This window comes from Sinomonas sp. ASV322 (assembly GCF_030908245.1).
Classification (GTDB): Bacteria; Actinomycetota; Actinomycetes; order Actinomycetales; family Micrococcaceae; genus Sinomonas.
In genome coordinates, this window is the sequence record NZ_JAVFJJ010000012.1 from 115,272 (window position 1) to 126,174 (window position 10,903).

11 protein-coding genes and 1 tRNA gene are annotated in these 10,903 nt (G+C 70.4%); 7 read left to right on the top strand and 5 right to left on the bottom strand.

Annotation, left to right across the window (positions count from 1 at the left end; genetic code table 11):
* The first annotated feature begins 8 nt into the window (after nt 1–8).
* Nucleotides 9–458 carry an SRPBCC family protein gene (locus RBS12_RS15480; RefSeq protein WP_307967028.1) on the top strand — a complete coding sequence of 150 codons (450 nt, stop codon included), beginning with the start codon at nt 9–11 and terminating at the stop codon, nt 456–458.
* A gap of 88 nt (nt 459–546) precedes the next feature.
* On the opposite strand, the gene RBS12_RS15485 is transcribed toward RBS12_RS15480, so the two are convergent.
* Entirely contained in the window at nt 547–1,134 is a 588-nt protein-coding gene (locus RBS12_RS15485; RefSeq protein WP_307967029.1) for a TetR/AcrR family transcriptional regulator, read from the bottom strand.
* 227 nt (nt 1,135–1,361) lie between these two features.
* Here RBS12_RS15485 and RBS12_RS15490 point away from each other — a divergent pair, with 227 nt between their 5' ends.
* Nucleotides 1,362–1,571 carry a hypothetical protein gene (locus tag RBS12_RS15490; RefSeq protein ID WP_307967030.1) on the top strand — a complete coding sequence of 70 codons (210 nt, stop codon included), beginning with the start codon at nt 1,362–1,364 and terminating at the stop codon, nt 1,569–1,571.
* Between the two features lie 6 nt (nt 1,572–1,577).
* On the opposite strand, the gene RBS12_RS15495 is transcribed toward RBS12_RS15490, so the two are convergent.
* The gene (locus RBS12_RS15495; RefSeq protein ID WP_307967031.1) at nt 1,578–2,105 is read right to left on the bottom strand and encodes a hypothetical protein; all 528 of its coding nucleotides are present in this window, start codon (nt 2,103–2,105) and stop codon (nt 1,578–1,580) included.
* Nucleotides 2,106–2,177: 72 nt separating this feature from the next.
* Nucleotides 2,178–3,350: an ROK family transcriptional regulator gene (locus RBS12_RS15500; protein ID WP_307967032.1), complete on the bottom strand. Its 1,173-nt coding sequence runs from the start codon at nt 3,348–3,350 to the stop codon at nt 2,178–2,180.
* Between the two features lie 116 nt (nt 3,351–3,466).
* Here RBS12_RS15500 and RBS12_RS15505 point away from each other — a divergent pair, with 116 nt between their 5' ends.
* Both RBS12_RS15505 and RBS12_RS15510 read left to right on the top strand, forming a co-directional pair.
* Nucleotides 3,467–5,233, top strand: a complete 1,767-nt coding sequence (locus tag RBS12_RS15505) for an alpha-glucosidase (protein WP_307967033.1) — start codon at nt 3,467–3,469, stop codon at nt 5,231–5,233.
* Nucleotides 5,234–5,243: 10 nt separating this feature from the next.
* Entirely contained in the window at nt 5,244–5,918 is a 675-nt protein-coding gene (locus RBS12_RS15510) for a DedA family protein (protein ID WP_307967034.1), read from the top strand.
* A 42-nt stretch (nt 5,919–5,960) separates the two neighbouring features.
* On the opposite strand, the gene RBS12_RS15515 is transcribed toward RBS12_RS15510, so the two are convergent.
* Nucleotides 5,961–6,569, bottom strand: coding sequence for a TetR/AcrR family transcriptional regulator (locus RBS12_RS15515; RefSeq protein WP_307967043.1), 609 nt, complete (start codon nt 6,567–6,569; stop codon nt 5,961–5,963).
* A gap of 182 nt (nt 6,570–6,751) precedes the next feature.
* Here RBS12_RS15515 and RBS12_RS15520 point away from each other — a divergent pair.
* The 3 genes from RBS12_RS15520 to RBS12_RS15530 all read left to right on the top strand — a co-directional run bounded on the left by RBS12_RS15520 (nt 6,752) and on the right by RBS12_RS15530 (nt 9,474).
* Nucleotides 6,752–6,823: transfer RNA gene (locus tag RBS12_RS15520), tRNA-Gln, on the top strand.
* Between the two features lie 194 nt (nt 6,824–7,017).
* A complete protein-coding gene (gene glmU, locus RBS12_RS15525; protein ID WP_307967044.1) occupies nt 7,018–8,493 on the top strand; it encodes a bifunctional UDP-N-acetylglucosamine diphosphorylase/glucosamine-1-phosphate N-acetyltransferase GlmU in 1,476 nt (491 codons plus the stop codon).
* Nucleotides 8,494–9,474 carry a ribose-phosphate diphosphokinase gene (locus RBS12_RS15530; protein WP_307967035.1) on the top strand — a complete coding sequence of 327 codons (981 nt, stop codon included), beginning with the start codon at nt 8,494–8,496 and terminating at the stop codon, nt 9,472–9,474. It abuts the gene before it with no gap.
* Nucleotides 9,475–9,763: 289 nt separating this feature from the next.
* Here RBS12_RS15530 and RBS12_RS15535 read toward each other — a convergent pair whose 3' ends face one another.
* Nucleotides 9,764–10,858, bottom strand: a complete 1,095-nt coding sequence (locus RBS12_RS15535) for an IS110 family transposase (RefSeq protein WP_307964926.1) — start codon at nt 10,856–10,858, stop codon at nt 9,764–9,766.
* Between the last annotated feature and the right edge of the window lie 45 nt (nt 10,859–10,903).

Consider the following 10,903-nt stretch of genomic DNA (forward strand, 5'->3'; position numbering starts at 1 on the left):
GAGCGACCATGCCGACCAGCACCTCTACCGTGACCATCACGACTCGCTCCAGCGCCGAGGAGGCGATCGCCGCGCTGCGCGATCTCCAAGGCTGGGGCTCCTGGCTGGCCCGCTCACCGGTCTATCGCGGTACGAGCGGCGCAGTGCCGCGAGTCGCCGTCGTCGGCGACACCTACGCGGACCACACCGTGGTCGGCGCGGTGCGCGGCGAGGTGACCCGGCTCGAAGCGGGGCGGCTGATCGAGTTTCGTCAGGCCAACCGAGCCCGGACTATGTCGTTCGTGATCCGCTATGAGGCCGCGCCGACCGAGAGCGGTGCCAGGGTGTCAAGGACCGGCCAGATCACCACGCGGGGGCTGCTCGCGTGGGGGCATCCGCTCGTCGTGGTTGCGACACGATGGGAGAACAGGCGCACGATGCGCGCGCTGCGCGACAAGCTCGACGCCGGGACGCACTGACCAGCTCGGGGCTGTGCCTCGGGGCGTCGAAAGGTCCGGAGTCGACGCGGCTCGGGAATCTGCCGATGTCGGCGCGCCGACGTGGCCGTCAGACCGCGGGCGAAACTCCGAGGGTGCGCAGCGATCCGAACGCCGCCCGCACCCGGGCCGCAACATCTTCGCTCGTTGCCACAGGCAGCTTGCCGTCAAGGTGCAGGAATGCGAGCCCGTGCACGAGCGCCCACAGCGCCTCGGCTAGCGCCTCGTGATCCGTGCCCGGGTAGAGCCGCTGCAGTGAGTCCGCGAGCAGATCCCGCAGCTCTCGCGCTGCGAGCACCCGCTCGTCGTTCTGATCGTCGCACTCCTGCCCGAACATCAACCGGAACAAGGCCGGGCGGCGCAGCGCGAACGCGACGTACGCGACCCCGAATTCCACGAGTTCGCCCTCGGAGGCGGCAGGGCCGCCGGTCAGCGAGAGCTCGCCGCGCAGGTCGCGGAACCCACGCACCGCCAACGCCGACTCGAGCGCCTCGCGATCCGCGAAGTGTCGATACGGGGCGGTCTGAGACACGTTCGCCTGCCGGGCGACAGCACGCAACGAGAACGGCTCGCCGCTCTCGAGCATCTCCATCGCCGCATCGATCAATGCAGCGCGAAGATGCCCGTGATGGTACGTGTCACGCGATGGCGTCGACATGAGCGGCCCTCTATCGGTCTCAGACTCCGAGATGTATGCAACGTCAACATAGCACACACTGGTCTGGCGTGTGCATCCCGAAACACGCGGCGCGGCATCGGCCGAGCCGCCAACGGCCGGTCAGCCTACGCGGCACGGAGCGTTCACCCCGCCGTCGACCCCAGTTCCCTCACGCCCCATAGGCTGGCCTCGCTTGGCAAGGGGACGGCGGGCGTGAGGGGAACACCATGGGCACGAGCAGCATCGAGTTTGCACGGATCGAACGTGGCGAGGCGATCGTTGTCGACGGGCCGCACGGCCTGAATCTGGCCGGGATCGTCGAGGACGTCGCGCCCGACGGCTCCGTGCTGTGGGTCCGCGAGGACGGCGGCCACGGCCGGCGCATGGTGCACGTGACCGACGGCGCGACCGTGCAGCGCCAACACACTGGCGAGTAGGCGGGCTCAGTCGACCCAGCGGAGGAGCCAGGCAGTCGTCGCGGGGGCGAGGATGCCGTCCGGGGTTGGGCGGCTCGTGACGACGACGATCCCCTCCGGGAGCCTGACCGGCTCGGAGCCGAAGTTGGTCACGGAATGCCAGCCGTGTGGACGGCTGAAGTGCAGCACGCGCGGGTCGGCGGTCTCCTCCCAGTCGAGCTCGGGAAACGTCTGCAGTTCCGTGCGCCACGTGAGTGCCGAGCGGTAGAACGCGAGCGACTCGCCCTCGATGCGGGGAGTCGTGCCATCGCGCTCGCAGGACGGCTCGGTGTGGCATCCGAGGACGGCGCCCGGAAGGGCGAGCATGAGGAGGCTCGACGCGCGGGCGACGTCCGAATCGGCCTCGGCGTCGGTTGCCGAGTACTCCCAGGCCGGCAGGGTCCCGGCCTCTTCCGCGGCCGCGAGCTGATGGGCGATGACGCTCTTGAAGCGTTCGGCGCGGAACGCGACTCCGTGAAGGTCGGTCGCTTCCGCGAGGGCGAGGGCAAGTGCCATGGTGGCCTCTTCTGCAGGGATGCTGAGTCAGGAATGCTGTGTCGGGGGATGCGTCGTGGGGTGGGTGCTGGTTCAGCCAAGCGCCTGTTGGATCGCGAGGCATGCCGCGCCACGGGCCCAGATATCGGCGTCGCTGGGGTTGACCTTGAGCCGCGGGACGAATTCCCTGCCGCCGAACGCATGCTCTTCGAAGGCCGCGACGAGGGACTCGCCGAGGAGGTCGTAGGCCGCCGCCCCCTCTCCGGTGAGGACGATGAGCTCGGGTGCCGTGAGGTTGGCGATGATCGCGAGCCCGCGGCCGATCCACGCCCCAGCCGCCGCGAAGGCGCGGCGGGCCCGCTCGGCCCGGGCGCCGTGTCCGGTGCGGGCCGCCTCAAGGGCCGCATCGACGTCGTCCACGCCCGCCGCTGCCGCGATCGCCGCGTCGCCCGCAAGCGCCTCCAGGCAGCCTCTGCGGCCGCACCGGCAGGCGGGACCGTCGGCGACGAGCGGGATGTGGCCGAGTTCCCCGGCCAAGCCCCGCGTGCCGCCGTACGGCACGCCCTCGACGACCAGGCCGAGCCCGATGCCAGGCCCGATGGTCGCCACGGCGAAGTTCCGGGCACTCCGTCCGTCGCCGAACAGCTGCTCGGCAATGGCCAGGGCGTTGACGTCGTTGTGGACCGTGACAGGGAGGCCGACCTTCTCGGCCAACGGCCCGGCCACCTCGACCTCGTGCCAGCCGAGGACGGGGGAGAAGCGGCAGACCCCCGTCGTCGGGTCGACGATTCCTCCGACGCCGATCCCGACTCCGAGCGTTCTCTCCCGTGATCCGGGGACGGCGTCGAGCAGGCGGGCCGCGAGGTCGCTCGTCGCTGCGAGCACCTTGTGGGGCTCGAGAGACGTCTCGGATTCCTCCGCTCGGGCGATGACGTTGGCGCCCAGATCGGTCACGACGCCGGTGATGAGCCGTGGCCCGATCTTGATTCCCACGGCGCAGTGCCGCTCGGGGACGACCTCGATGACGCGCTGTGGGCGACCCCGGCCGCTGGGCGCGGTCGGGGTTTCCCTGAGGTAGCCGTTGTCGACGAGCGGCCGCAGGGTGCGGGTGACGGTCGACTGATCGAGCGAGGCCAGCCGGGCGAGATCGCCTCGCGAGATCGGAGCGTGTCGCAGCACGAGGGAGAACAGCCCGGACCGGTGGGGGTCCTTGAGGGCCGGGACCTCGAACATCGTCGACGAGTACTCGAGAGCGTCTGTGGGCATGGTCAAAGTCTGGACTTGACGATATCTGTGCGTCAAGCACAAAATTATTTCCGGCTACATCGACCGGCGCCATCGCCGGTGCGCCCGCCGCTTTCCCAAGCTTCGGAGGTTCCGTCGTGTCGACCCAGAACGCCGCCCAGCTCCCGATCGCCGCCCCGGACACGGAATGGTTCCGCAGCGCGGTCGTGTATCAGGTGTATCCGCGCAGCTTCGCCGATTCGAACGACGACGGCGTGGGAGACCTCCGGGGCGTCATCGGCAAGCTCGACTACCTCGAGCACCTCGGCGTCGACGTCCTCTGGCTCTCGCCCGTGTACCGCTCGCCGCACGACGACAACGGCTACGACATCAGCGACTACCGGGACATCGACCCGGCGTTCGGAACGCTCGCGGACCTCGACGAGCTCATCGAGGGCCTGCACGCGCGGGGCATGAAGCTCGTCATGGACCTCGTGGTCAACCACACCTCCGACGAGCACCCCTGGTTCGTCGAGTCCCGCGCGTCGAAGGATTCGCCCAAGCGCGATTGGTACTGGTGGCGCCCTGCACGGCCGGGGTTCGAGCCCGGGACGCCGGGAGCGGAGCCGACGAACTGGGAGTCCTTCTTCTCCGGGTCGACGTGGGAATACGACGAGGCGAGCGGCGAGTATTACCTCCACCTGTTCTCGAGGAAGCAGCCGGACCTGAACTGGGAGAACCGCGAGGTCCGCGAGGCCGTGTACTCGATGATGAATTGGTGGCTCGACCGGGGCGTGGACGGCTTCCGCATGGACGTCATCAACCTCATCTCGAAGGACACGGCGCTACCGGACGGCGCCGTCGTCGAAGGCCATCTCTTCGGGAACGGCAGGCCCTCCTACACGTGCGGGCCGCGCATCCACGAGTTTCTCCAGGAGATGCACCGGGCGGTGTTCGCGGGCCGCGATGGCGCGTTCCTCACCGTCGGGGAGATGCCGGGGGTCACGGTCGAGGAGGCCGTGCTCTTCACCGACCCGGCGCGGGCCGAGGTGGACATGGTGTTCCAGTTCGAGCACGTCCACCTCGACCACCGCGGCACCAAGTGGCAGCCCACGAAGCTGCGCCTGACCGACCTGAAGGCATCGCTGGGCCGCTGGCAGGACGGGCTCGCCGAGCGCGGGTGGAACAGCCTGTACTGGAACAACCACGATCAGCCCCGAGTCGTCTCGCGCTTCGGCAACGAGAGCCCTGAGTACCGCGAGCTCTCGGCCAAGATGCTCGCCGGGGTGCTCCACCTGCACCGAGGCACGCCGTACGTCTACCAGGGCGAGGAGCTCGGCATGACGAACATGCCCTTCGCCGGGATCGGCGACTACCGCGACATCGAGGTCCTCAACCACTTCCGCGAGGCGACCGAAGTGCTCGGGGAGGACCCCGCCGTCGTCCTCGCCTCGATCGCCCCGCTCAACCGGGACAACGCCCGCACCCCCGTCCAGTGGGACGCGGGCCCGAACGCCGGCTTCACCGCGGGCGACCCGTGGATCGGCGTGAACCCCAACTACACCGAGATCAACGCCGCGGATCAGCTCGGGCGGGACGACTCCGTCTTCGCGTTCTACCGACGCCTCATCCGGCTCCGCCACGAGCTGCCAGTCATCGCCCACGGCGACTTCACGATGCTCCTGCCCGACGACGAGGAGGTCTACGCCTACATTCGGCGCCACGAGGACACCGAGCTGCTCGTGCTCGGCAACTTCACCGGCCGCGACGTCCGCGCCGACGTCGACCCGTCCTGGGTCGAGGCCGAGCGGATCCTCGGCAACTACCGAGATGCGCGCGGCCTTCAGCTCAGGCCATGGGAATTCACGGCTCTCGCGCGGAGGATTCCCAGCAGTTCTCTGGAAGCACCCAGACAGCGCGGCTAGCATCGGCAGGATGAGCGCCTTCGTCGATGCGATCCTGAGCGTCCCGCCCCTTCTGGCGTACGTACTCGTCTTCGCGTTCGTCTTCGCCGAGGATGCCATCTTCGTCGGGTTCGTGATCCCCGGGGAGACGGCGGCCGTCCTCGGCGGCGTCATGGCGAGCCAGGGCCATCACGATGGCCCGTTCATCTGGCTCATGGTCCCGATCGTCGTGATCGCCGCGATCATCGGCGACACGGTCGGCTACGAGATCGGCAAGCACCTCGGCCCCCGGCTCTTGGGGTTCCGAATCTTCGACCGGCACCGCAAGAAGCTCGAGGACGCCCAGGCCTTCCTGCGCAGGCGCGGCGGCTGGGCGGTCTTCCTCGGGCGGTTCGTCGCGTTCTTCCGCGCCATGATGCCCGCGCTCGCGGGTGCCTCGCTCATGCCGTACCGAAGGTTCGTCCTGTACAACGCGCTCGGCGGGCTCGTGTGGGGCGCGGGCTTCACGCTGCTCGGGTACCTTGCGGGTGCCTCCTACGAGGTTGTCGCGAAGGCGGCGGGGCGCGACATCGCGGCCGTCGTCCTCGTCATCGCCGCGATCGCGTTCGTCGTCTGGCGCGTCCGCAAGGGGCGTATCGAGCGGCGCGAGGAACGCGCGTACGAGGTCTCGCACGAGAGCGAGCCGGGGCCGCAGGGCGAGGTCTGAGCGCGTCCCTGCCCGTCCCTTCCAGTACGCGGATGGGACGGGTTACGTGCGGTCCGCGGCGTCCACGAGGGCGGGCTCCTTCTGGAGGCCCGTGAGCCCGTTCCACGCGAGGTTCACCAGATGGGCGGCGACGGTCTGCTTGTCGGGCGACCGTGCGTCGAGCCACCACTGGCCGGTCATCGCGACCATGCCGACGAGCATCTGCGCGTACATCGCGCCGTCGCCCGCGCTGAAGCCCCGCGCCGCGAATTCGTCCGCGAGGATGTGCTCGACGCGCGCCGTGATGCGGGAAAGGATCGACGAGAGGGCGCCGGTCCGCTGTCCCGGGGGCGCGTCCCGCACGAGGATCCGGAAGCCCTCGCTGCGCTCCTCGACGTAGGTCAGGAGGGCCATCGCCGCACGCTCGACGAGCACACGCGGCTTCGCGTCCACGGCGAGCGAGCCGGTGATCGCGCGGACCAGGAGCTCGGATTCCTCTTCGACGACGATGCGGTAGAGGCCCTCCTTGGAGCCGAAATGCTCGTAGATCACGGGCTTGGTCACGCCGGCTGCGGAAGCGATCTCCTCGATCGTGGCGCCGTCGACGCCTTTGGCCGCAAAGAGCCGCCGCCCGATGTCGATGAGCTGCCGACGCCGTTCGGGCCCCGTCATGCGGGTCCTCGGGGCGGCGCGATCGATGCTCGGTTGGCTCACCGGACCATACTAGGCGGCGCCCGAGCGCATGCCGGGCTCGGCCCGCGACCGCGTGTGAGATCTGCGAGGTCAGGGCATGGCAGAATGGAGGATTGTGCCGCGCGCTGCGCCGGGGATGCCCGGCGGCTCGTCCGGCACGGTCCGCCCTGGTGTAATGGCAGCACGCCGGCCTTTGGAGCCGTGCAGTCTAGGTTCGAATCCTAGGGGCGGAACGGCGGGGATCGACCCGCGCAGCAGCCAGCGGCGTCGGTCGAACCACGTGGATAGAATGGCCGAGCGTGCGGGAACGAGTTCCTGCGCGCCACGGACGCGACGACCAGGAGAGCCAGCGACAGTGAATGCGGAGAACCCCGGACAGCGCACGTCGGCCCACCGCCCGGAGGCTCCACAGGCAGAAGGCGCGCCCATCGCGGCTCGGCCGGCCGCCGTCGTCGTCCTCGCGGCAGGCGCCGGGACGCGCATGAAGTCCCGCACCCCCAAGATCCTTCACGAGCTGGGCGGCCGTTCCATGGTCGCCCACGCGCTCGCCGCGGCGCGGGGCCTTGACCCCGAGCAGCTCGCCGTCGTCGTGCGCCACGAGCGCGACCGCGTCGCCTCGCACATCGCCGCGCTCGACCCCACCGCGCTCATCGTCGACCAGGACGAGATCCCCGGGACGGGCCGCGCCGTCGAGGTCGCACTTGACGCGCTCGCGGCGCGGGCCGCCCTCACGGGGACCGTCGTCGTGACGTACGGCGACGTCCCGCTTCTGAGCACCGGCCTGCTCCGCGAGCTCGTCACGCGACACGAGGCGGACGGCAACGCCGTCACCGTGCTCACCGCGGTCCTCGAGGATGCCCACGGCTACGGGCGCATCCTGCGGGACGACGAGGGCGCCGTCGCCGCGATCCGCGAGCACAAGGACGCGAACGACGACGAGCGCGAGGTCCGCGAGGTCAATTCCGGCATCTACGCGTTCGACGCGCGGGTCCTCGCCGACGCGCTGCGCCGCGTCACGACGGACAACGCCCAGGGCGAGAAGTACCTCACCGATGTCCTCGAGCTCGCGCGCGAGGCGGGCGGCCGCGTCGCCGCGCTCGTGACCGAGGACCGCTGGCAGGTCGAGGGCGCGAACGACCGAGTCCAGCTGCAGGCCCTCGCCGCCGAGCTCAACCGCCGGATTGTCGAGGCGTGGATGCGCGCGGGCGTGACCGTCATCGACCCCGCGACCACGTGGATCGACGGCACGGTCCGGCTCGCCGAGGACGTCACGATCAAGCCCAACACGCAACTCCACGGCGCCACGCTGATCGGGCGCGACGCCGTCGTCGGCCCGGACACGACGCTCACCGACGTCGTGGTCGGCGAGGGGGCGCATGTGCGGCGGACCGAGGGCACGAAGGCCGAGATCGGGCCCGGCGCGACCGTCGGCCCGTTCACCTACCTGCGCGCGGGCACCGTGCTCGGCGCCGACGGCAAGATCGGCGCGTTCTACGAGACCAAGAACGCGCAGATCGGGCGCGGCGCGAAGCTCTCCCATCTCGGCTACGTCGGCGACGCCGAGGTCGGCGAGGGCACGAACATCGGCTGCGGCAACATCACGGCGAACTACGACGGCGTCAACAAGCACCGCACCGTGATCGGTGCCCACGTGCGGACGTCGTCGAACACGGTCTTCGTCGCCCCGGTCACCGTCGGCGACGGGGCGTACACGGGTGCGGGCGCCGTCGTGCGCAAGGACGTTCCCGCCGGCGCGCTCGCGCTGAGCGTCGCCCCCCAGCGCAACGCGGAAGGCTGGACGGAGGCGAAGCGGCCCGGATCGCCGTCGGCCCTCGCGGCCCGGGCCGCGCATGAGAAGCTTTCCCAGACCGCCAGCACCCCCTCAACAGAAGAAGGCAAGTAGATGACCGAGATCACGGCCCACGGCGAGAAGCGCCTCGTCGTTGCGTCAGGCCGGGCCCATCCCGAGCTCGCGCTGGAGATCGCCAAGGAGCTCGGCACCGAGCTCCTGCCGACGTCGGCCTACGACTTCGCGAACGGCGAGATCTACGTGCGGTTCGAGGACAGCGTCCGCGGCGCCGACGCGTTCGTGATCCAGGCTCACCCGGCTCCGATCAACGAGTGGATCATGGAGCAGCTCATCATGATCGACTCGCTCAAGCGCGCGAGCGCGAAGCGGATCACGGTCGTCTCGCCGTTCTACCCCTACGCCCGCCAGGACAAGAAGCACCGCGGCCGCGAGCCCATCTCGGCCCGCCTCATGGCGGACCTCTACAAGACCGCGGGCGCGCACCGCCTCATGAGCGTGGACCTGCACACGGCGCAGATCCAGGGCTTCTTCGATGGGCCGGTGGACCACCTCATGGCCATCCCGCTGCTCGCCGACTACGTGCGCACGCGCGTGGACCTCAACAAGGTCACCGTGGTTTCCCCGGACACCGGGCGCGTCCGCGTGGCCGAGCAGTGGGCCGAGCGACTCGGCGGCGCGCCGCTCGCGTTCGTGCACAAGACGCGCGACGTGACCGTGCCGAACCAGGCCGTCTCCAAGCAGGTCGTCGGCCAGATCGAGGGCCGCGACTGCGTGCTCATCGACGACATGATCGACACCGGGGGCACGATCGCAGGCGCGGTCCAGGTGCTCAAGAACGCGGGGGCCCGCTCCGTCATCATCGCCGCGACGCACGCGGTGTTCTCGGACCCCGCGCCGCGCCGTCTCGCCGAGTCCGGTGCGCGAGAGGTTGTCGTGACCAACACGCTCCCCATTGCCGCGGACAAGCGCTTCGACTCGCTCACCGTCCTCTCGATCGCGCCGCTCATCGCGCGCGCGATCCACGAGGTCTTCGACGACGGCTCGGTCACGAGCCTCTTCGACGGCCGCAGCTGATATGGAGTAGTCCGCTGTCAAGTGGGCATGGCGAGGCGCCGCCGGGAGGGAGTCCTGGCGGCGCCTCTGTGCTTCGCGTGGCGGGCGCCGGCGAGCGTGTCGTTGGGCGACGCGCGGTCAGGCTGATATGCGCGGGTTGGCTACCGCAGGGCGGTGGTTCGGCTGGAGTCGGTCCGCGTGTCTAGGAGCGAACGTTGGCCCCAGGAGGGGGTCTGTTCATAGTTGCGCCGCGGGTGGCTCCACGCGCTGCCGCCGGCACCTTGCGCCGTGGCGAAGCGGCCTTCGGGAGTCAGTCGTCGTCCATGACTGCCAGGGACCAGCACCAGCCGGCCAGCTCGCGGGCGACGGCGACGTTGGCCACGGTCGGGCGCTTGCGCCGCTCGAGGAACCGCACCCACCGGGCGTGCAGGCGCTGGTTGCCCTCGTCGCCGCGGGCCCGTGCCGCGGCCGGGGCGAGCTCCCACCGGTCCCGAAGGGTCTTCCCGACCGCGTAGCGGGCACGGTGGTGCCAGGCGGCCTCGACCAGGAGGCGGCGGACGTGGGCGTTGCCGGTCTTGGTGATCGGCCCCTGCGCCCGGGACGCGCCCGAGGAATGCTCGGACGGGGTCAGCCCGACGAAGGAGCCGATGGTGGCCCCGGTGAACCGGTGCCAGTCTCCGATCTCTACCGCGAGGGCGAACCCGGTCAGCGTGCTGACCCCGCGCAGGCAGCCCAGGCGGTGTACGGCCGGGGCGAACTCGCTGCCCGCAGCGAGCTCCTCGATCGCGCGGTCGAGCCGGTCGCGGCGGGCTTTGACCGTCAGCACGGCCTCGTAGTCGGAGTCGAACGCCATCCGGGTCGCCCTCGAGCCCAGCGCCGGGGCCGCGTCCCTGCGCAGCCACGTGTCATGGGCCCCGGTCCAGGCATCGCCTCCGTCGTAGACGATCCCGTGCCGCAGCAGCAGCTTCGAGAGCCGGTGCCGGGCCCGCATCAGGTCCCCGCGGCAGTCCTCCCGCGCCCGCACCAGGTCACGCGCGGACTCCTGCTCCACGGTCGGGACCGCCACCGGGGTGACCTCGTCCAGGCGCAGCAGCCTCGCCAGGTGCACCGCGTCCCGGGCATCGGTCTTCACCCGGTCCCCCGACGGGCGCTGGAGCCGGGACGGGGCCGCAACCACGCACCTGACCCCCCGTGAGGTCAAGGCCCGCCAAAGCCCGAACCCCGTCGGGCCGGCCTCATAGACCACGGCGACCGGGCCTGGCAAGCAGGCCAGCCATGACCTGATCGCCTGCTCCGACGGGGCAAGCCTGGCCTGCACCAGCTCGCCGGTCACGCCGTCGATCGCCGCCGCGGCAACCGAACGGGCGTGCACATCCAGCCCAACACTCGTACGCTCAATGAACACCGGGGCCTCCCACGCATGTCGGATAGGCCGGGCAGGGGACTCTGC

Excerpts from the sequence above, each read along its gene's own strand:
- RBS12_RS15480 (WP_307967028.1), top strand. The coding sequence starts at position 9 with ATGCCGACCAGCACCTCTACCGTGACCATCACGACTCGCTCCAGCGCC.
- RBS12_RS15485 (WP_307967029.1), bottom strand. The coding sequence starts at position 1,134 with ATGTCGACGCCATCGCGTGACACGTACCATCACGGGCATCTTCGCGCT.
- RBS12_RS15490 (WP_307967030.1), top strand. The coding sequence starts at position 1,362 with ATGGGCACGAGCAGCATCGAGTTTGCACGGATCGAACGTGGCGAGGCG.
- RBS12_RS15495 (WP_307967031.1), bottom strand. The coding sequence starts at position 2,105 with ATGGCACTTGCCCTCGCCCTCGCGGAAGCGACCGACCTTCACGGAGTC.
- RBS12_RS15500 (WP_307967032.1), bottom strand. The coding sequence starts at position 3,350 with ATGCCCACAGACGCTCTCGAGTACTCGTCGACGATGTTCGAGGTCCCG.
- RBS12_RS15510 (WP_307967034.1), top strand. The coding sequence starts at position 5,244 with ATGAGCGCCTTCGTCGATGCGATCCTGAGCGTCCCGCCCCTTCTGGCG.
- RBS12_RS15515 (WP_307967043.1), bottom strand. The coding sequence starts at position 6,569 with ATGACGGGGCCCGAACGGCGTCGGCAGCTCATCGACATCGGGCGGCGG.
- RBS12_RS15530 (WP_307967035.1), top strand. The coding sequence starts at position 8,494 with ATGACCGAGATCACGGCCCACGGCGAGAAGCGCCTCGTCGTTGCGTCA.